Raw genomic sequence first — 18,495 nt, 5'->3', positions numbered from 1 at the left:
AGGTCCGGGTGCGTCCGGCTCCAGCAGAGTCCCGGCCAGCTCCTCGGCCGGCCGGCGCCCGCGGAAGTCCTGGACGGTGACGAAAACGCGGGCCCGTGCCCGGTGCAGGGCGAACGCGACCTCGCGCTCACGGAAGATCGGCATGACCGGCGCGGCAACTGCGCCGATGCGCAGGGCAGCTACGGTCAGCACAACAAATTCGGTGCAGTTGGGCAGCTGGAAGGCCACGCGTTCCCCCGGCTGCACGTCCAGTGCCAGCAGGGCCGCCGCGGCGCGGTCCGCCTGCGCGTCCAGCTCCGCCCAGGTCAGGTGCCCCGAAGATCCGGCGCCGCCGTCGACCACTGCCGTTTCGTTGGGTCGCTCCGCGGCCCACCGCCGCACCCAGTCCGGCCCGGGAACTGCGGCGGCGGCTTCCACGGCCGCAGGAGTGGCAATGGTCCTGGCCCGGCTGCCGCGTGCCGTCCTGGCCGGCCGGGACAGGCGGGGACGGCGGATGACGCCGTCTTCCACCTCCATGCGCAGACCGAATACCCGCATGGCTGACAGATATTCCGGGTAGGAAATCCGGTACGCATTCGGGTAGGTCAGGGTACTGCGCCCTTCAGCGGCAGAGGCCGCCACAGCGAGCGACATCAGCACCCGGTGGTCGTTGAAGGATGAAAGGTCCGATCCGTTGAGGCCGCGCACCCCGCGGATGGCCAGGGTGGAGCCCTCCACGGTGAGGTCGGCCCCCATGGCGTTCAGCTGGAGCATGGCGGCCACACGGTCCGACTCCTTCATGCGTACGTGGTCGACGTTGCGGAAGACGCTGCGGCCGTCGGCAAAACAAGCCATGACCGAGAGGATCGGAAGCATATCCGGCACCCGGCGGCAGTCCACCTCCACCGGGTCCAGCCGCAGTCCGGCGTGCCGTATGCTTACTGCCCCGGCTGCGGAGTCGAGGTCCATCGGCACGCCCATCTGCGCAGCCATGTCCAGGAAATCCGCCTCCGGATGGTCGGAACCGGCAGCAGCCGTGGACGACAGCCCGGCGAGGGTAACGTCGGCCGGATGCAGGGCCGCTGCGGCGACGCCGAATGCTGCGGAGCCGATGTCAGGGGGCATCCTCAGGTCCGCAGGGACTGCCTGCTGGTCCGGCGGAATCCGGAAACGGCGGAAGTCCGGGGACGCATCCACCTGCAGTCCGAAACGACGCATCATGGCCACCGTCAACTCGACGTAGCTGCTTTCGTTCTGCTCGCCGTCGACCACCACTGTTGTCTCTGACCGCGCGAACGGCGCAAGCAGCAGCAGTCCGGAGACCCACTGCGACAGGGTTCCGGCAATATGCACCTCTCCGCCGCGCGGACGCCCGCTCCGGACCGAAATCGGCGGACAGTCATTGGCGGAGGCAACCTCCACCCCCATCTCCCGCAGGGCGGCGAGCAGCGCGCCGACAGGCCGGCGCTGGAAGTACTTCTGCCCCGTGACGGTCACATCGCGCCCGGCGAGTGCGGCCAGCCCGACCATGAAGTACAGGGTGGTCCCCGAACTGCCGGCCGACACGGCAGCGCGCTGCGGCCGGTACGGCCCGCCGTGCACCACGAAAGTGTCGTCTTCGATCTCGATGCCCGTGCCCAGCTGCCGCAGCATCTCCACTGTGTACTGCACGTGGCGGGCGTCTGTCAGCCCGGAAATGCGGCTGGTGCCGGGCGCGAGCGAGGCCAGGATCAGTGCGCGGTGGGCGTGGTACTTGGAGTTGGGAACCTGCACGGTGCCGCTTATTCCGGTGTGCGTTCCGAGGACCGAAAGATACATGGCCGCACGGCCTTCCTGTCGTCTGCATGCCTGCCGCTGTCCCTCGTGCGCCGACGCTATCAGCTTGGTATCCGGGCCGGAACAGCCGTTGGCTTCCCGGCGTCCGGCGGGACCTAATCGCTCCGCCTCCACTGTTCCTGCACAGGAACGCCACCGACCGGTCCCCCCGGGATTTATCCACGGGAAGCGCGAAATGGAACCGGAATGTGAGGCGCACCACCCTAGGATGGGCTGCAGCTGCAATACAACCGGAAGGAAGCAGTTCGATGGGGGTCTTCCTGCTTTTCCTGGCTGCCGTGACGGCCAGTTACTTTGTCGGCCGTACCGCGGGGCGTAAAACTGCCCGCGTGGACAGCATGGGGCGGCCACTGCCGCCCCCGGCACAGATCTACGAAGAGGGTTATCGGGCGGGGTACGCCAGCGCTGCCGGGCACACCGGAGCAGCGGTGCCGCCGACTGGACCGGCAGTGCCGCCGCCGGGTCCGGTGCTGCCTCACCCGGGTCCGGTGGCGCCGCACCCCGGTTCGGTGGCGCCGCACCCCGGTTCGGCAACGCCGCAGCAGGGCATGCCGGGAACGGCACCAGCCATGCCGCCACGTACTGCCGCTGCCACGCCGCAAGCGGGTGCCGTGTCGGAGGCAGGCCCCGCCGCGGCCCAGGCACCAAGCCCGGCAGAGCCCTCTCCGGTCGTTTCTTCGCCGGCCGCGTCCGCGCACGCCGCCCCTGTCGAGTCCTCTCCGGCCCTTCACGCCGCCGGGCCGGTCCCGCCCGCACAGGCCATGCCGGGCAGGCACCTCCCTGCGGCATCCGCGAATTCCCCGGCACCGAAACCGGCACCCCCGGTCAAAACCGAAGCCGAACTCCGCGAGGAGAAACGGCGGAGGGACCTGCGCAACATCAACATCACGCTCTACTCCGCCAGCCTGCTGCTGGTGGCGGCAGCTGCCCTGTTCATCGGCCTTGCCATCCCGGAACAGGCCCGGTTCCTGGGCGTCGTCGTGGTCACCGCCCTGTTCTATGTCTCGGGACTGGTCATACATGCACGCAGCCGCCGGCTGAAGCCGGCTGCAGTGGCTTTTACCGGCACCGGGCTGGCATTGATACCGGTCGTGGGGCTGGCGCTGTACACCCTTGTGCTCAATGACGGGCCCGCCGCATGGCTGGTGACTTCCGCGGCAGGTACTGCAGCCTTCGCCTACGCGGCCGCGAAGCTCGACAGCAGGGTGGTCACCTATCTGGCACTCACCTTCCTGCTTTCCTCGGGGCTGGCATCCGGAGCCGCCCTCCGCTGGGGGATCGTTTGGTATTTCCTCTTCACAGTGATCCTGGCAACGCTGATCAGCATGGCCGCCGTCCGGCAGCCGCGCTGGTTGAACAACCTGTACGTGGATGCTTTCGTCCGGTCCCACCGCTTCCTCGTTCCGGCCACGGCAATTGCGTCCGTCCGCGTCTCAGGGGACCTGGGCGCTGCGCAGTTGGCGGTCCTTTTCCTGGGTTTTGCCGGCTACTACGCCGTTATGCTGTGGCAGGGGCCTGCGCCGCAAATGCTGGTCAACAGTTACGGGCTGCGGGCCGCCGGAACCGTCGGCCTCACCGCGTTGTTCTATTCCTTCACCGGCAGCAGCCAGGCAACGCTCCTGGCCTTCGCCGTACAGGTCGCGACCCAGACCGCGGGTGTGCTGATCCGACGTCCGGTGTACGGCACGGCTGGCCTCCTGCAGGCGGCTTCAAAGGTCTCGGGCCTCCCGCTGGACGGCGATGGCGAGGGTGGCGACGACGGTGGCCGCAGGCCCGCGAAGCCTGCCGTCCAGGCATCGCCAGCCGGCACGGTGAGCCTTGGGAAGAATCCGGCCCGAACTGCCGGGCCGGGTGTACGCGCGCTCTTTCGGGCGGACGTTGCAGCGCTGCTGGTCCTGCAGGCCGGCACCGGACTGGTCGCCGGCCTCGGATCCGCCCACGGCCTCTGGGAAAACCACGCAGCCGTTTATGCCGCAACCGCATTCGTGGTTCTGCTGACCTTCCTTGCTGCGGCGTGGAAGCTCGGCGGGGCGGTGGAGTTCACGGTGGTGGTTCCCTTGGGCCTGGCCCTGGTCCCTCCGGCTGCAGCACCGGATCAGTCGCTCTGGCCGGCGGTCCTGGTGACAGCGGCCCTCACGGCTTACCTCGGTGTCCGCGCTGCGGCTGCCGGTCCCGGACAACGGCCGATCTTCGTACTGGCCGCCCGTGCAGCCGCCATCGCGCTGGTACCGCAGATCCCGCTGGCCCTGGGCCCGGGGGTTCCGGGCGGCGGCCCGGGGGTCCTGGCCCTGCTCGCTACAGCCGGCGCCCTGGCAGCCAACCAGATGGTTTCGGCTGTGCGCCTGCACCGGGGGAAGGACGAGTTCCTTCCGGGCCCGTCAGTCTGCCTTGCGGCCGTCGGAGCGGCCCTGCTGGTCCTGGGACTGCGGGTCCACGATGCTCAGGGTTTGACCCTTGCCGGGCTGTGGATCCTTGTGGCCGGAAACATCCTGACATCCCTGCTTCAGCCCCGCTGGCCGTATCTGGCGGCCGGTCCTGCCGGTTTCGCCGTCGCAGCGCTGATCGGTGCGGGTGTACTGGGCGTTCGCGGCTACGAACTCCTGGCAGCGTCGGCGCTGGGCTATTGCGTTGTTTTTGTCCTCCGGTCGGTATCCGGTCTGCAGCGGGCCTGCTGGATCACGGCAGGGCAGGGGGCCCTGACCGCCCTTACGGCACTGGTCGTTGCTGATCTCGGAGCCGGAGTCCATGGGATCTTCATCGGCATGGCCGTCTGCCTGTCCGTCCAGTACCTGGCGAGGCTCCTGTTGGACGTGCGTCTTGCTGCGCTGTCCCGGACCTTCACCTGGACCACCCTGGCGGTACTGGGCGTGCTTCCGCCGCTCTACTACATCCTCACCTACACGGCTGCACAGCCGGTTACCGGAGTGGCCCTGCTGCTGGTCGGTGCCGGTACGGCAGCCGTGGGTCAATGTGCCTACGCAGTGGCTGCGGCGCGGAGGCAGGCCTTTGACATCCCCGAGGGGGTGCCGGCGACGGCGCCCGCAATGCCGGCGTCCGCGATTAGTGCCGTCGGGGCTGCTGCCGCGGTGCTGCTGTTCAGCATCGGCGTAAGGACCGCGGAGGACCCGGCGGGCGTGGCAACTGTTGCGGTCCTCGCCGGCGCCCTGGCAGTCAACGTCCTGGCCGCGCTGCTGCTGCGCCGCGGCTGGCCGGTGCTGCTGGCACCGGCCGGGTTCGCCGCCGCGGCACTGGTCGGGGCCGGGGTCCTGGGCCTGCGCGGGTATGAGGCACTGGTCGCCGTTGCCCTGGCTTACTGCGCCAGCCTGGTTGCCGTGCGGAGCACTATGTTCCGCGGGGCCTACCTGCTCGCTGCGCAGACGTTGACCGTGGTCCTTGCCGGGCTGGTGTCCGCCGACATTACCGGCAATACACAGGTGGAGTTTGCGGCCCTTTCCATCACCGTGGGACTGCTGCACGTGCTCCGGACACTGGGTGCCCGCCGGGTCGAGCCCCTGGGACTGGCCGAGGCGGGCCGGTGGGGCGGGCTTGCGGCGGCGGCCGGCGTGCCCTTTGCCTACACCGTCCTGACCCGCGCCGATGCCGGGGAGGCCACCCTGATGTTCCTCATCGCATCCACGGTTGCTGTTGCGCTGTTTACCCAGCTGGCGGCCGTCATCAGGCTGCGCCGCCGGCGACCGCTTCCGCACGGGCTGGAACTGGTGGTGGCCGCCTTCCTGACCGCGGTTGTTGCCACGGCCGCTTCCCGCGCGGTGGAGGGCCAGGCAGGGTGGAGCCCCGTGTTGCTGTGGATGGTCCTCGCCGTAAGCGTGGCGACGTCCCTCCTGGTTCCGGACAGGTTTGAACCCGCGGCGCTGGCCGGGTTCGCCGCTGCTGCCGCGCTGGGGGCCGGCCTGCTGGGACTGCGCGGCTACGAGGTGCTGGTCCTGGCGGGGATCGCCTACGCGGTCCGGACCGCGCTGCGGCGCGAACAGACCAACCGCGGGCTGTACGTGCTGGCTGTCCAAGGCCTGTTGGTGCTGCTGGCAGTGCTCGCCGCTGCCGACGTCGGCGCCAATGTGCACGGACTGTTCATAGCCGGAGCCGTTGCGCTCGCGGCGCAGCATCTGGTCCGGATCGGGCTGCACCGCAGGATCGATGCGGCCGGCTACTCCGAAACCTCGCTGTGGCTGAGCCTGGCGCTCCTGGCCCTGGTACCCGTGTTCTATGTCCTCCACACCATTGAGGAAGCCCGGCGCGGAGCGGTGGCGCTGGAATTGTTCCTTCTCCTTGCCGCTGCGGTGGTGGCCTGCGTGCGCAGGCGCGCAGCTGCCGAAGCACGCACAGAGTGGATCCTGTACCCGGCTGCGTTGGCCCTGGGGGCGCTGCCCGTGGTCCTTTCCGGGCTGCCGGACTTTGCGGCGGCGGGGTTGCTTCCGGAACCGGTGCTCACTGCGGACGCTGCAGGCCTGATCCTGCTGGTGCTGGCCGTGGCCGCCCTCTGCGGCGAGGCCCGCGGCACCTGGCCCGCGTCCACCCGCACCCCGCTGCTGTCCGCGGCGGCCGGTTATACGGCCACAGTCCTGGTCACCGCTTCCGCAACGGGAAGCATGTATCTCCTGTCGGCGGGTTTTGTCCTGGCCGGAGCGGTGTTCCTGGTCGTGTCGCATACCCGCACTCTCTCCGGCGGCAGCGGTGCGTGGCTGGTGCTCGGTGTGCCGCCCTTCATCGTCGCCGGCGCCGTGTGCCTGGTCGCGGGCCTGTCACGCACCGTTCTGTCGGGTGCGGCCGATGCGGGCTACCGGTTCCTGCTCTCTGCCTGGGTTGCGGCGTTGCTGCTCCAGTTGCTTCGGGCCTTCCGTCCGCTGGCCCTGCGCCAGGGATCCCCGGCAGAGGGGCAACCGGCAGCCGGGACCGGGGCAGACACCGGGTCAGCCGCTGGCCTCCGGTCCACGGTCCTGGGCTCGGCCTCGGCCCTGGGCCTGCTGCTCGCCGCCGTTCCGGCCATGGAGCCGGATTCCACGGCGGTGGCCGGTTCCCTCACCCTGGTCGCTGCCCTCGCACTGACCTTGCCGGAGATCCCGCGCCGGTGGCGTGAGGCGGCTGCACAGGTTGCAAGCCTGCTCACGGCCCTGGCCGTTCAGCGGATCGCCTGGTTGGTGCTGGGCGGCGTGGACGGGTTCTGGTCCGTTCAGTACTGGGCATGCGTCCTGGCGGGACTGGCGGGGTACGAATTCCTGCGCAGGCGCGAAGCGCGTGGAACGGCCGTTCTGGCGGCGTCTGCAGCGATCCTGTCGGCCAGCGGTCTCTTTACCGTCATCAGCGGCGGGGGAGGGCGGCAGCTGTGGGCCCTGGTGGCACATGCGGGCCTGCTTGCCTTCGGGCTGCTTGCCAGCAGGCGCCTGTTCACTATCTGGGGTGCTGCCGGCGTTGTGCTCGCTGTGCTGTGGTACCTGCGCGGCTACACGTTCCTGCTGTTGGCCCTGCTGGGCGTCGGCTTAATTGCCCTCGCTGTGTGGCGCCTGACCCGGGTCCGCTCGGAACCCGACGGGCCGGATGGCTCCCGCGCCTCGCAGAACGGCCCGCTATCCGGACCGCAGCCCGGACCGCAGCCCGGACCGCAGCCCGGACCGCAGCCCGGCCCGCAGAACGGTCCCCAGAACGGCCCGCCGTCCCGCCTTCGGGGTGGTTCTTCCATCCCGGCGCCGGAGCCGGTGGCACCCCGGCCGACCCTGGCGGCCCAAGCCCCTGCAGCATTGCCCGGCCCGCCGGAACCTCCCTCCCCGCAGAGCATGCAGGGAGCCCAGGCCACGGCACCGCCAGCACCGCCTGCCCCTCCGGTACCTCCCGCGCAGGGGGCGGGTGGCGGCAGGCCGGACCCGGGGGAGCCCTGGGTGCGGCCCTGAGAGCGGAAGCGCAGACACGGGGTTCCATCCTCCGATAGGCTCGGAGGATGGAACTTCTCCTCCTCTTCGTCCTTGCGGGGGCCATCGCTGCCGGCGTGCGCTGGTCCCGGAAGAATTTCCGTTCCGAGATCGACCGGGCAAGGCGCATCCGCAGGGCTAACCGGGACGGCCGCCCCTGAGTTTCCTGCAGGCCGCGGCCCTGCGTTAGACTTGTGGAAGTTAACGCTCCGCTTCGGCCGGCAGGCCGCAGTCAGCCTGCGGGCCGGAGCGGATACAGCCAGGCCGGATTGTGCACGGCCGCACCGGGTAAGCCCGGGACGGCCTGCAGCAGGTGGCAGCTGATTGGCCATCCGTGCCCAAGTCTGGCAGACTAGAGAAGTTGTTCAAGCGCTTTTGTGCCCACACGCGCCCATGTTCCAAGCTGAACTGCAAGGAACAGGCAGTGGTGAGATTGCGTCCCGGTCAGGATAATGCCTGGCGCAGGGGCGGATCCTTCGGGGGAAAAGCCCATATATAACCCGCCCCTAATCTTGCTCGGCGCCGTTTGGTTTCATCACCGCGACACGCCCGAGCGCGGGGGTCGGAGCCTCGGCAGGGTGAGGAACCCGGATTCATCCGGATTCAGTCTGTTGGAGGGGCGCCAGGCCGCAAGGCAGTTAGGCGCAAAAACTGTACAGAGAGCAATACTCGAAGAAAGAGGCACGACGCCATGGCGGGACAAAAAATCCGCATCCGGCTGAAGTCGTACGACCACGAGGTCATCGACGTATCAGCACGGAAGATCGTTGAGACGGTCACGCGTGCAGGCGCAACGGTAGTAGGCCCCGTGCCGCTGCCCACGGAAAAGAACGTTTACGTTGTTATCCGTTCGCCGCACAAGTACAAGGACAGCCGCGAGCACTTTGAAATGCGCACGCACAAGCGCCTGATCGACATCATTGACCCCACGCCTAAGGCCGTTGACTCGCTGATGCGTCTTGACCTGCCTGCAGACGTGAACATCGAAATCAAGCTGTAGGGGGGGAGCGGATAATATGTCTACTTCACTTACACGCCAGGTAAAGGGACTGCTGGGCACCAAGCTCGGCATGACCCAGGTCTGGGACGAGAACAACAAGCTCATCCCCGTAACCGTCGTCCAGGCTGACTCCAACGTCATCACGCAGCTGCGCAACGCGGAAAAGGACGGCTACACCGCCGTTCAGATCGGCTACGGCCAGATCGACCCGCGCAAGGTGACCAAGCCGCTGGCCGGGCACTTTGAAAAGGCCGGCGTTACGCCGCGCCGCCACGTAGTTGAACTGCGTACCGCAGATGCCGACACCTATGAGCTGGGCCAGGAACTCTCCGTTGAGATGTTCGAAGCCGGCCAGAAGGTCGACGTCGTCGGAACCTCCAAGGGCAAGGGCTTTGCCGGTGTCATGAAGCGTCACGGCTTCCACGGCGTCGGTGCCTCCCACGGTGCACACAAGAACCACCGTAAGCCGGGTTCCATCGGTGGCGCATCCACCCCGGGCCGCGTCTTCAAGGGCGTTCGGATGGCTGGCCGCATGGGCGCCGTCCGTCACACCACCATGAACCTGACGGTTCACGGTGTGGACGCCGAGAAGTCGCTCCTGCTGATCAAGGGTGCCGTTCCCGGCGCCCGCGGCCAGGTCGTCCTCGTACGCACCGCCGTGAAGGGAGCTTAGTCTCATGGCTAACGAAACCACTGTTGAATTCCCCGCAGAGATCTTCGACGTTCAGACGAACGTACCGCTGCTCCACCAGGTGGTAGTTGCTCAGCTTGCAGCCGCCCGCCAGGGTACGCACAAGACGAAGACCCGCGCCGAGGTTAGCGGTGCAGGCCGCAAGCCCTTCAAGCAGAAGGGCACCGGCCGGGCTCGCCAGGGCTCGATCCGTGCGCCTCACATGACCGGCGGCGGCGTTGTCCACGGACCGACGCCCCGTGACTACAGCCAGCGCACCCCCAAGAAGATGAAGGCTGCTGCACTGCGCGGCGCCCTGTCCGACCGGGCACGCAACGGCCGTATCCACGTCCTCGAATCCCTGGTTGAAGGCACCAAGCCTTCCACCAAGGACGCACTGAGCGCCCTGCGTTCGGTTTCCGACCGCAAGAACCTGCTCGTTGTTATCGAGCGCGCCAACGATGTTGCTGCACTGTCCGTGCGCAACCTCCCGGAAGTTCACGTGATCTACGTAGATCAGCTGAACACCTACGACGTGCTTGTTGCCGACGACGTGGTCTTCACCAAGGCTGCCTACGACGAGTTCGTCGGCAAGAACACTGTCAAGGAGGACGCCAAGTGAGCGCGACCACCGCTAAGGACCCGCGCGACGTAGTGCTTGCACCCGTCGTCTCGGAAAAGAGCTACGGCCTGATCGACGAAGGTAAGTACACCTTCCTGGTCGACCCCCGCTCGAACAAGACCGAGATCAAGCTGGCCGTGGAGAAGATTTTCTCCGTCAAGGTCGACTCGATCAACACCATCAACCGTGCCGGTAAGCGCAAGCGCACCAAGTTCGGATGGGGACAGCGCAAGAGCACCAAGCGCGCCATTGTCACCCTCAAGGACGGCACAATCGACATCTTCGGCGGTCCGCTCAGCTAGGGCGGAGACCACTTTAACGAGGAATAAATAATGGGAATCCGTAAATACAAGCCGACTACCCCGGGCCGTCGCGGCTCGAGCGTAGCCGACTTCACCGAAATCACGCGGTCGACGCCGGAAAAGTCGTTGGTACGTCCGCTGCCCAAGAAGGGCGGCCGTAACAACACCGGTAAGATCACGACCAGGCACAAGGGTGGTGGACACAAGCGTCAGTACCGTCTGATCGACTTCCGCCGCCACGACAAGGACGGCGTCAACGCTCGCGTTGCCGAGATCGAATACGATCCGAACCGTACCGCGCGCATCGCGCTGCTGCACTACGTTGATGGCACCAAGCGTTACATCATTGCTCCGAACAAGCTCAAGCAGGGCGACTTCGTAGAGGCCGGCGCCGGGGCTGACATCAAGCCCGGCAACAACCTGCCGCTGCGCAACATCCCCGTTGGTACCGTCATCCACGCAGTTGAACTGCGTCCGGGCGGCGGCGCCAAGATGGCCCGCTCCGCCGGTGCTTCTGTTCAGCTCGTTGCCAAGGAAGGCCGCTTCGCCCAGCTGCGTCTGCCCTCCGGAGAAATCCGCAACGTTGACGTCCGCTGCCGCGCCACCATTGGCGAGGTCGGCAACGCCGAGCAGTCCAACATCAACTGGGGCAAGGCCGGCCGTATGCGCTGGAAGGGCGTTCGCCCGACCGTCCGCGGTGTCGCCATGAACCCGGTTGACCACCCGCATGGTGGTGGTGAAGGTAAGACCTCCGGTGGACGCCACCCGGTCAACCCGAACGGTAAGCCTGAGGGCCGTACCCGCCGCCCCAATAAAGAGAGCGACAACCTCATTGTGCGTCGCCGTCGTTCCGGCAAGAACAAGCGATAGGAGCCTGGAAACATGCCACGCAGCCTGAAGAAAGGCCCCTTCGTCGACCAGCACCTGTTCCTGAAGGTAGCTGCCGAAAACGAAAAGGGCACCAAGAACGTCATCAAGACGTGGTCCCGCCGTTCGATGATCATCCCCGACATGCTCGGGCACACGATCGCCGTACACGACGGACGTAAGCACATTCCGGTGTTTGTCACCGAGTCGATGGTCGGGCACAAGCTCGGCGAATTCGCTCTGACGCGGACATTCCGCGGCCATGTGAAGGACGACCGCAAGGGCAAGCGCCGCTAGGCGCTGCTCTTTCGGCAGAAGACGAGAGAAGGAAAGCAATGGAAGCCAAGGCAATTGCGCGTCATATCCGCGTAACGCCTATGAAGGCCCGGCGCGTCGTCAACCTTGTTCGTGGCAAGCAAGCGAATGAGGCTCTGGCAATTCTGAAGTTTGCCCCCCAGGCAGCTTCGGAGCCGGTATTCAAGGTAGTTCAGTCGGCTATGGCCAATGCACGTGTCCTCGCGGACCGTGACGGCGTGGCCTTCGACGAAGGTGACCTCTACATCAGCGAAGCATTCGTTGATGAAGGACCCACCATGAAGCGGTTCCAGCCGCGTGCCCAGGGCCGCGCCTACCGCATCAACAAGCGGACCAGCCACGTCACCGTGGTAGTCGCAACCCCTACGAACGAGGAGGAACGCTAAGTGGGACAGAAGGTAAACCCGCACGGGTTCCGACTCGGCATCACCACTGACCACGTATCGCACTGGTTTGCTGACAGCAACAAGCCGGGCCAGCGTTACAAGGACTTCGTCCGCGAGGACATCAAGATCCGTCAGCTGATGTCCACCGGCATGGACCGCGCCGGCATCGCCAAGGTTGAGATCGAGCGCACCCGTGACCGTGTCCGTGTGGATATCCACACCGCACGTCCGGGCATCGTGATCGGCCGCCGCGGCGCCGAAGCGGACCGCATCCGCGGCGAGCTGGAAAAGCTCACCGGCAAGCAGGTCCAGCTGAACATCCTCGAGGTCAAGAACCCCGAGATGGAAGCACAGCTTGTTGCCCAGGGTGTTGCAGAGCAGCTCTCTTCCCGCGTGGCTTTCCGCCGTGCGATGAAGAAGGCCATCCAGTCCGCACAGCGTGCAGGCGCCAAGGGTATCCGTATCCAGTGCTCCGGCCGCCTGGGCGGCGCTGAAATGAGCCGTTCGGAGTTCTACCGCGAAGGCCGTGTGCCCCTGCACACCCTGCGTGCGAACATCGACTACGGCTTCTTCGAAGCCAAGACCACGTTCGGCCGTATCGGCGTCAAGGTCTGGATCTACAAGGGCGACGTTACCTCCAAGGAACTGGCTGCACAGCAGGCTGCTGCACCGTCCCGCGGACGCTCCAACGACCGTCCGGGCCGCGGCCCGGCCGACCGTGGCGACCGTCGTCGTCGCAACGACCGTGGCGACAAGGCCGCCGCGCCTGCTGCAGAGGCTCCGGCCGCTGAGGCAGCTGCCCCCGCAGCAGAAGGAGGACAGGCTTAAATGCTTATCCCACGTCGAGTCAAGTTCCGTAAGCAGCACCACCCGGGTCGCTCCGGCGCTGCAACCGGCGGCACTGCCGTCAGCTTCGGCGAGTGGGGTATCCAGGCTCTGACGCCTGCATACGTCACCAACCGCCAGATTGAAGCTGCACGTATTGCCATGACACGCCACATCAAGCGTGGCGGAAAGGTCTGGATCAACATTTATCCGGACCGTCCGCTGACGAAGAAGCCGGCCGAAACCCGCATGGGTTCCGGTAAGGGTTCTCCGGAGTGGTGGGTTGCAAACGTCAAGCCGGGGCGGGTTCTGTTCGAACTCTCCGGTGTTTCCGAAGAGGTAGCTCGTGAGGCCCTGCGCCTGGCGATCCATAAGCTGCCGTTGAAGGCACGCATTGTGCGTCGCGAGGGTGGTGAATAGAAATGGCAGTTGGATCAAAAGAGCTGACAACTGAGCAGCTGGACGGCTTCGATAAGGACCGTCTCGTCGAGGAACTGCGCAAGTCCAAGGAGGAGCTGTTCAACCTCCGCTTCCAGTCGGCCACCGGCCAGCTGGAAAACCACGGTCGTCTGCGTGCAGTCAAGCGCGATATCGCCCGCATCTACACGGTGCTGCGTGAGCGCGAGCTGGGCATTCGTCCCGAGGTTGCCGCTCCCGTTGAGGAAGCAGCACCCGAGGCACCGAAGAAGTCCAAGAAGAAGGCTACTGAGTCTGAATCTGAAGCCAAGGTCGCTGAGGATGATGCCAAATGAGCGAAAACAAGAATGAGGCAGCAGTGACAACTGACGCAAACGGCGCCGATGCCCGCGGGTACCGGAAGACCGCACGCGGCTACGTGGTCTCGGACAAGATGGACAAGACCATCGTTGTCGAGGTTGAAGACCGCGTGAAGCACGCCCTTTACGGCAAGGTTATCCGCCGGACTTCCAAGCGCAAGGCCCACGACGAGCAGAACGACGCCGGTATCGGCGACCTCGTACTGATCGCCGAGACCCGGCCGCTGTCCGCTACGAAGCGGTGGCGCCTGGTCGAGATCCTCGAGAAGGCCAAGTAACCTAGTAGTAAGACCTACCGGCGGCCCGCCGGTGTGTGCCAGGAGCTGAACGGCTCCAGGGACACGCCGGCACCGTCCACAGCGTGAGGGCCCCGGCCGCGTTATCGTCTTCGATTTCGCTTCCGGGGCCTTTTCGCGATAAACTTGAAATCTTGTCTGTGTGGTGCGGAAGTGTGTCCTGAATACGACCGGAAACCTCTACGGTTCCGGACCGGTTACGGCCCTGATTCCTCACCGCCGAATGAGACAAAAGCCCGATAATCTTGTTCGACGCTTCCAAGGCGGTCCGCACTGGCGTGCGGCCGGCCCCACCGGCGTTGAGTACCAGTATTACGGGGTCCACCCATATCCGTTCCGCAAGGCTCAAATCTGAGAACCGGCGCGACGACAGGAGTAATAAGTGATTCAGCAGGAGTCGCGACTGAAGGTCGCCGACAACACGGGTGCCAAGGAAATCTTGACCATCCGCGTTCTCGGTGGATCCGGCCGTCGCTACGCAGGCATTGGCGACACCATTGTTGCCACCGTCAAGGATGCAATTCCCGGCGGCAACGTCAAAAAGGGCGACGTGGTCAAGGCCGTCATCGTCCGTACCAAGAAGGAACGCCGCCGCCAGGACGGTTCCTACATCAAGTTCGATGAGAACGCTGCAGTGATCTTGAAGAACGACGGCGACCCCCGCGGTACCCGTATCTTCGGGCCGGTCGGCCGCGAACTTCGCGACAAGAAGTTCATGAAGATCATTTCGCTGGCTCCGGAGGTGCTGTAGTCCATGGCAAAGATCAAGAAGGGTGACCTGGTTCAGGTCATCACCGGTGCAAAGGCTGAGCGCGGCGGAGACCGCGGCAAGCAGGGCAAGGTTCTGAAGGTTTTCCCCGAGAGCAACCGCGTTCTCGTTGAAGGCATCAACCGCGTCACCAAGCACACCAAGGTTGGCCAGTCCTCCCGCGGTTCCAAGACCGGCGGCATCGAGGTTGTCGAAGCCCCGATCCACGTTTCCAACGTCGCAGTTGTCGACCCGGAGACCAAGAAGCCGACCCGCGTTGGCTTCCGCACTGAAACCGTCGAAAAGAATGGCCGTGAGCGCACTGTGCGTATCCGCGTGGCCAAGGGCTCTGGGAAGGACCTCTAATGACTGAGACTGTCACCAAGATCGTTCCCCGTCTGAAGACCCGCTACGCAGCGGAGATCAAGCAGACCCTGCAGGACGAATTCAACTACGCAAACGTCAACCAGGTTCCCCGCCTCGTCAAGGTGGTCGTGAACATGGGTGTTGGAGATGCCGCCAAGGACTCCAAGCTCATTGACGGTGCGGTCCGGGACCTCACCCAGATCACGGGCCAGAAGCCCCAGGTCACCAAGGCACGCAAGTCCATCGCACAGTTCAAGCTGCGCGAAGGCATGCCGATCGGCGCGCACGTTACCCTGCGCGGCGACCGCATGTGGGAGTTCGTTGACCGCCTGGTCACCCTGGCCCTGCCCCGTATCCGTGACTTCCGCGGCCTGAACGGCAAGCAGTTCGACGGCAACGGCAACTACACGTTCGGTCTGACCGAGCAGTCGATGTTCCACGAAATCGATCAGGACAAGATCGACCGCGTACGCGGCATGGACATCACCGTGGTTACCACCGCAAAGACCGATGACGAGGGACGCGCGCTGCTGAAGGCGCTCGGCTTCCCGTTCAAATCCGAAGATTAATTACTACGTAACAGGTCCGACGGATAACCGTGAGGCAGTGCCGCACGGGACTCCTGCAGGAAACCGTTACGAGGGAGGGCAAGAGCCCAAATGACAATGACAGATCCTGTCGCAGATATGCTCACGCGTCTGCGCAATGCAAACTCGGCATACCACGATTCCGTGTCTATGCCCTACAGCAAGCTCAAGGCGCGCGTTGCTGACATCCTGAAGGCCGAGGGCTACATCGCCGGCTGGAAGGAAGAAGAAGCCGAGGTCGGCAAGAAGCTGACCCTGGACCTCAAGTTCGGTCCGAACCGCGAGCGTTCCATCGCCGGTGTTCGCCGCATCTCCAAGCCCGGTCTGCGCGTTTACGCGAAGTCCACCAACCTGCCGCACGTGCTCGGTGGTCTGGGTATCGCAATCCTGTCGACGTCGTCAGGTCTCCTGACCGACCGCCAGGCCGCCAAGAAGGGTGTAGGTGGGGAAGTCCTCGCCTACGTCTGGTAGCAGGGAAGGGAAAGAAAAATGTCACGTATTGGACGTCTGCCCATCCCGGTTCCTGCCGGAGTAGATATCGCCATCAACGGAAACGTTGTGTCCGTCAAGGGCGCCAAGGGCGAGCTGAGCCACACTGTGCCCAGCCCGATCACGGCTTCCCTGGAAGACGGCATCATCACCGTTACCCGCCCGAACGACGAGCGTGAATCCCGCTCCCTCCACGGCCTGACCCGCACGCTGATCAGCAACATGATCACCGGCGTGACCGAGGGCTACAAGAAGGATCTGGAAATCGTTGGTACCGGTTACCGCGTAGTGGCCAAGGGCTCGGACCTCGAGTTCGCCCTGGGCTACAGCCACCCGGTCCCCGTCAAGGCCCCGGAAGGCATCACGCTGACCGTGGTTGGCCCGACGAAGGTCACCGTGTCCGGTATCGACAAGCAGCAGGTGGGCGAGGTTTCGGCCAACATCCGCAAGCTGCGTAAGCCCGACCCCTACAAGGGCAAGGGTATTCGTTACGCCGGCGAGATTGTCCGCCGCAAGGTCGGAAAGGCTGGTAAGTAACCATGGCCATCAGCATCAATAAGAAGCGAAACAGCAAGAGCAAGTCTGCCCTGCGCAGCCGTCGCCAGCTGCGTATCCGCAAGCGGATTTCCGGCACCGAGGCACGTCCCCGCCTGGTGGTTAACCGCTCTTCCCGCCACGTATTCGTCCAGGTTGTCGATGACACCCGCGGCGTAACCGTGGCTTCCGCCTCCACCATGGAAGCGGATCTGCGTGCACTGGACGGCGACAAGACCGCCAAGGCCAAGCGCGTCGGCGAGCTCGTCGCTGAGCGGTCCAAGGCCGCCGGCGTCGAAGCCGTTGTCTTTGACCGCGGTGGTAACCGCTACCACGGCCGCATTGCCGCAGTTGCAGACGGCGCACGTGAAGGTGGGCTGGCACTGTGACCGAGGTAAACAAGGAAAAGGAAAATCAGGTGACTGAAGCTACAGCTGCTGAGGCAACTGAGACCAAGGAAGCCGCAGCAACCGGTACCGACGACCGCCGCGGCGGACGTCGCGGCGAGCAGCGCTCCGACCGTGGAGGCCGCGGCGAACGCGGTGGCCGCGGTGGCCGCGACGGCGGACGCAACGATGATAAGGACAAGTTCATTGAACGCGTCGTTACCATCAACCGCGTTGCCAAGGTGGTCAAGGGTGGCCGTCGCTTCAGCTTCACCGCCCTCGTAGTTGTCGGTGACGGCAACGGCATGGTCGGCGTTGGCTACGGCAAGGCAAAGGAAGTTCCCTCCGCTATCGCGAAGGCCGTCGAAGAAGCCAAGAAGTCCTTCTTCCGCGTCCCGCGCATCGGTGGAACCGTCCCGCACCTCGTCCAGGGTGAAGCTGCCGCAGGCGTTGTCCTGCTGCGTCCGGCTTCCCCGGGTACCGGCGTTATCGCCGGTGGTCCGGTCCGCGCCATCCTCGAATGCGCCGGTATCCACGACGTTCTGTCCAAGTCGCTCGGGTCCTCCAACGCGATCAACATCGTGCACGCCACGGTTGACGCGCTGAAGCGCCTCGAAGAGCCCCAGGCAGTGGCTGCCCGCCGCGGCCTGCCGCTGGACGAGGTTGTTCCCGCCGCGATGCTCCGCAACATGCAGAAGGCAGGTGCCTGATGACGACTCCGAAGAACGTTGCCGTTAGCTCGGCACGGCTGGAAATCACTCAGATCAAGTCCACCATCGGTGGTAAGCAGAATCAGCGCGACACGCTGCGTTCACTGGGCCTGAAGCACATCGGCGACACCGTCGTCCGTACTGCAGACGCCGTGACCGTTGGCATGATCAACACGGTTCCGCACCTCGTGAAGGTTGAGGAGGCGAAGTAACATGCCCGAAGATAACAAAACTCTGAAGGTCCACCACCTGCGTCCGGCACCCGGTGCCAAGACGGCCAAGACCCGTGTAGGCCGCGGTGAAGGTTCCAAGGGTAAGACGGCTGGCCGCGGTACCAAGGGTACGGCTGCCCGCTACCAGGTCAAGGCCGGTTTCGCAGGCGGGCAGCTGCCGCTGCACATGCGCCTGCCGAAGCTGCGCGGCTTCAAGAACCCGTTCCGGGTCGAGTTCCAGGTTGTAAACCTGGACAAGATCTCGGAGCTGTTCCCCGAAGGCGGCGCCGTGACCATCGAAGCACTGGTTGCCAAGGGTGCGGTTCGCAAGAACCAGCCCGTCAAGGTTCTCGGTTCCGGCGACATCACCGTCAAGGTTGATGTGCAGGCCAACGCCTTCTCCGCCAGCGCCGCAGAAAAGATCGCCGCAGCAGGCGGATCCACCACCGAGGTCTAAGACTTCGTGGCGGGTCTGTTTCCCTCCCCGGCCGGACGCGTACAGCGTGCCGGCAGGGGAGGGGTGCACGATCCACAGTTTTACCCCTGAACTTCCGGCGGACCGGCGAACGGTCCGCCGGGGGTTCAGTTTCGTTTAAGGCAACTGCCGCGACCCGTACGCCGTTAACGCAGTACGGGGTCGGAGCGGCTAGACTCTGTTTCTGTCACAA

23 protein-coding genes are annotated in these 18,495 nt (G+C 65.3%); 22 read left to right on the top strand and 1 reads right to left on the bottom strand.

Annotation, left to right across the window (positions count from 1 at the left end; translation table 11 throughout):
- Positions 1-1,797, bottom strand: a 1,797-nt coding sequence (aroA, locus tag AC5RUF_RS06280) for a 3-phosphoshikimate 1-carboxyvinyltransferase (protein ID WP_494130021.1), incomplete at its 3' end; no start/stop codon positions are given.
- Between the two features lie 587 nt (positions 1,798-2,384).
- On the opposite strand from aroA, the gene AC5RUF_RS06275 reads away from it, so the two are divergent.
- From AC5RUF_RS06275 to rplO, 22 genes are all read left to right on the top strand, one after another.
- Positions 2,385-7,718: a hypothetical protein gene (locus AC5RUF_RS06275; protein WP_494130020.1), complete on the top strand. Its 5,334-nt coding sequence runs from the start codon at positions 2,385-2,387 to the stop codon at positions 7,716-7,718.
- Between the two features lie 47 nt (positions 7,719-7,765).
- Positions 7,766-7,897, top strand: coding sequence for a hypothetical protein (locus AC5RUF_RS06270; RefSeq protein WP_493997516.1), 132 nt, complete (start codon positions 7,766-7,768; stop codon positions 7,895-7,897).
- Positions 7,898-8,427: 530 nt separating this feature from the next.
- A complete protein-coding gene (gene rpsJ, locus AC5RUF_RS06265; RefSeq protein WP_146361073.1) occupies positions 8,428-8,736 on the top strand; it encodes a 30S ribosomal protein S10 in 309 nt (102 codons plus the stop codon).
- 16 nt (positions 8,737-8,752) lie between these two features.
- Positions 8,753-9,409 (top strand): 50S ribosomal protein L3, encoded by a 657-nt coding sequence (rplC, locus tag AC5RUF_RS06260; protein WP_493997515.1) that lies wholly within the window; start codon positions 8,753-8,755, stop codon positions 9,407-9,409.
- Positions 9,410-9,413: 4 nt separating this feature from the next.
- Positions 9,414-10,028 carry a 50S ribosomal protein L4 gene (gene rplD, locus AC5RUF_RS06255; RefSeq protein WP_493997514.1) on the top strand — a complete coding sequence of 205 codons (615 nt, stop codon included), beginning with the start codon at positions 9,414-9,416 and terminating at the stop codon, positions 10,026-10,028.
- The gene (gene rplW / locus AC5RUF_RS06250) at positions 10,025-10,330 is read left to right on the top strand and encodes a 50S ribosomal protein L23 (protein WP_066295939.1); all 306 of its coding nucleotides are present in this window, start codon (positions 10,025-10,027) and stop codon (positions 10,328-10,330) included. The genes rplD and rplW overlap by 4 nt, the downstream gene beginning before the upstream one ends.
- Before the next feature lie 30 nt (positions 10,331-10,360).
- Positions 10,361-11,200 (top strand): 50S ribosomal protein L2, encoded by an 840-nt coding sequence (gene rplB / locus AC5RUF_RS06245; RefSeq protein WP_493997513.1) that lies wholly within the window; start codon positions 10,361-10,363, stop codon positions 11,198-11,200.
- A gap of 12 nt (positions 11,201-11,212) precedes the next feature.
- A complete protein-coding gene (gene rpsS, locus AC5RUF_RS06240; RefSeq protein WP_104052734.1) occupies positions 11,213-11,494 on the top strand; it encodes a 30S ribosomal protein S19 in 282 nt (93 codons plus the stop codon).
- Between the two features lie 38 nt (positions 11,495-11,532).
- Positions 11,533-11,898, top strand: a complete 366-nt coding sequence (gene rplV, locus AC5RUF_RS06235; protein ID WP_227912804.1) for a 50S ribosomal protein L22 — start codon at positions 11,533-11,535, stop codon at positions 11,896-11,898.
- A complete protein-coding gene (rpsC, locus tag AC5RUF_RS06230) occupies positions 11,899-12,726 on the top strand; it encodes a 30S ribosomal protein S3 (RefSeq protein WP_055239352.1) in 828 nt (275 codons plus the stop codon). It abuts the gene before it with no gap.
- On the top strand, positions 12,727-13,143 hold the full coding sequence (gene rplP / locus AC5RUF_RS06225; RefSeq protein ID WP_146361096.1) for a 50S ribosomal protein L16: 417 nt from the start codon (positions 12,727-12,729) through the stop codon (positions 13,141-13,143).
- A gap of 2 nt (positions 13,144-13,145) precedes the next feature.
- Complete coding sequence (gene rpmC, locus AC5RUF_RS06220) at positions 13,146-13,475, top strand: 50S ribosomal protein L29 (protein ID WP_269437386.1); 330 nt, start codon at positions 13,146-13,148, stop codon at positions 13,473-13,475.
- Positions 13,472-13,777 carry a 30S ribosomal protein S17 gene (rpsQ, locus tag AC5RUF_RS06215; protein ID WP_146361100.1) on the top strand — a complete coding sequence of 102 codons (306 nt, stop codon included), beginning with the start codon at positions 13,472-13,474 and terminating at the stop codon, positions 13,775-13,777. Before rpmC ends, rpsQ begins: the two co-directional genes overlap by 4 nt.
- 400 nt (positions 13,778-14,177) lie before the next feature.
- Positions 14,178-14,546: a 50S ribosomal protein L14 gene (gene rplN, locus AC5RUF_RS06210; RefSeq protein ID WP_055239356.1), complete on the top strand. Its 369-nt coding sequence runs from the start codon at positions 14,178-14,180 to the stop codon at positions 14,544-14,546.
- A 3-nt stretch (positions 14,547-14,549) separates the two neighbouring features.
- A complete protein-coding gene (gene rplX, locus AC5RUF_RS06205) occupies positions 14,550-14,909 on the top strand; it encodes a 50S ribosomal protein L24 (RefSeq protein ID WP_227912806.1) in 360 nt (119 codons plus the stop codon).
- Positions 14,909-15,478: a 50S ribosomal protein L5 gene (gene rplE, locus AC5RUF_RS06200; RefSeq protein ID WP_493996335.1), complete on the top strand. Its 570-nt coding sequence runs from the start codon at positions 14,909-14,911 to the stop codon at positions 15,476-15,478. The genes rplX and rplE overlap by 1 nt, the downstream gene beginning before the upstream one ends.
- A 90-nt stretch (positions 15,479-15,568) precedes the next feature.
- Positions 15,569-15,967, top strand: coding sequence for a 30S ribosomal protein S8 (rpsH, locus tag AC5RUF_RS06195; protein WP_146361106.1), 399 nt, complete (start codon positions 15,569-15,571; stop codon positions 15,965-15,967).
- A gap of 18 nt (positions 15,968-15,985) precedes the next feature.
- Complete coding sequence (gene rplF / locus AC5RUF_RS06190) at positions 15,986-16,522, top strand: 50S ribosomal protein L6 (protein WP_493996334.1); 537 nt, start codon at positions 15,986-15,988, stop codon at positions 16,520-16,522.
- Between the two features lie 2 nt (positions 16,523-16,524).
- Positions 16,525-16,908, top strand: a complete 384-nt coding sequence (rplR, locus tag AC5RUF_RS06185; RefSeq protein ID WP_493996333.1) for a 50S ribosomal protein L18 — start codon at positions 16,525-16,527, stop codon at positions 16,906-16,908.
- Between the two features lie 29 nt (positions 16,909-16,937).
- Positions 16,938-17,615, top strand: a complete 678-nt coding sequence (gene rpsE, locus AC5RUF_RS06180) for a 30S ribosomal protein S5 (RefSeq protein WP_227903839.1) — start codon at positions 16,938-16,940, stop codon at positions 17,613-17,615.
- Positions 17,615-17,827, top strand: a complete 213-nt coding sequence (gene rpmD, locus AC5RUF_RS06175; protein WP_493996332.1) for a 50S ribosomal protein L30 — start codon at positions 17,615-17,617, stop codon at positions 17,825-17,827. The genes rpsE and rpmD overlap by 1 nt, the downstream gene beginning before the upstream one ends.
- A 1-nt stretch (position 17,828) precedes the next feature.
- On the top strand, positions 17,829-18,284 hold the full coding sequence (rplO, locus tag AC5RUF_RS06170; protein WP_493992000.1) for a 50S ribosomal protein L15: 456 nt from the start codon (positions 17,829-17,831) through the stop codon (positions 18,282-18,284).
- Positions 18,285-18,495 lie beyond the last annotated feature (211 nt).

This window comes from Arthrobacter sp. Y3224198, from assembly GCF_059090025.1.
This window is presented reverse-complemented; position numbering and strand designations above follow the sequence as displayed.

What these genes read in the sequence shown, in the direction of transcription:
- AC5RUF_RS06275 (WP_494130020.1), top strand. Translation starts at nt 2,385, where the DNA reads ATGCCGCCACGTACTGCCGCTGCCACGCCGCAAGCGGGTGCCGTGTCG.
- AC5RUF_RS06270 (WP_493997516.1), top strand. Translation starts at nt 7,766, where the DNA reads ATGGAACTTCTCCTCCTCTTCGTCCTTGCGGGGGCCATCGCTGCCGGC.
- rpsJ (WP_146361073.1), top strand. Translation starts at nt 8,428, where the DNA reads ATGGCGGGACAAAAAATCCGCATCCGGCTGAAGTCGTACGACCACGAG.
- rplC (WP_493997515.1), top strand. Translation starts at nt 8,753, where the DNA reads ATGTCTACTTCACTTACACGCCAGGTAAAGGGACTGCTGGGCACCAAG.
- rplD (WP_493997514.1), top strand. Translation starts at nt 9,414, where the DNA reads ATGGCTAACGAAACCACTGTTGAATTCCCCGCAGAGATCTTCGACGTT.
- rplB (WP_493997513.1), top strand. Translation starts at nt 10,361, where the DNA reads ATGGGAATCCGTAAATACAAGCCGACTACCCCGGGCCGTCGCGGCTCG.
- rpsS (WP_104052734.1), top strand. Translation starts at nt 11,213, where the DNA reads ATGCCACGCAGCCTGAAGAAAGGCCCCTTCGTCGACCAGCACCTGTTC.
- rplV (WP_227912804.1), top strand. Translation starts at nt 11,533, where the DNA reads ATGGAAGCCAAGGCAATTGCGCGTCATATCCGCGTAACGCCTATGAAG.
- rplP (WP_146361096.1), top strand. Translation starts at nt 12,727, where the DNA reads ATGCTTATCCCACGTCGAGTCAAGTTCCGTAAGCAGCACCACCCGGGT.
- rpmC (WP_269437386.1), top strand. Translation starts at nt 13,146, where the DNA reads ATGGCAGTTGGATCAAAAGAGCTGACAACTGAGCAGCTGGACGGCTTC.
- rpsQ (WP_146361100.1), top strand. Translation starts at nt 13,472, where the DNA reads ATGAGCGAAAACAAGAATGAGGCAGCAGTGACAACTGACGCAAACGGC.
- rplX (WP_227912806.1), top strand. Translation starts at nt 14,550, where the DNA reads ATGGCAAAGATCAAGAAGGGTGACCTGGTTCAGGTCATCACCGGTGCA.
- rplE (WP_493996335.1), top strand. Translation starts at nt 14,909, where the DNA reads ATGACTGAGACTGTCACCAAGATCGTTCCCCGTCTGAAGACCCGCTAC.
- rpsH (WP_146361106.1), top strand. Translation starts at nt 15,569, where the DNA reads ATGACAATGACAGATCCTGTCGCAGATATGCTCACGCGTCTGCGCAAT.
- rplF (WP_493996334.1), top strand. Translation starts at nt 15,986, where the DNA reads ATGTCACGTATTGGACGTCTGCCCATCCCGGTTCCTGCCGGAGTAGAT.
- rplR (WP_493996333.1), top strand. Translation starts at nt 16,525, where the DNA reads ATGGCCATCAGCATCAATAAGAAGCGAAACAGCAAGAGCAAGTCTGCC.
- rpmD (WP_493996332.1), top strand. Translation starts at nt 17,615, where the DNA reads ATGACGACTCCGAAGAACGTTGCCGTTAGCTCGGCACGGCTGGAAATC.
- rplO (WP_493992000.1), top strand. Translation starts at nt 17,829, where the DNA reads ATGCCCGAAGATAACAAAACTCTGAAGGTCCACCACCTGCGTCCGGCA.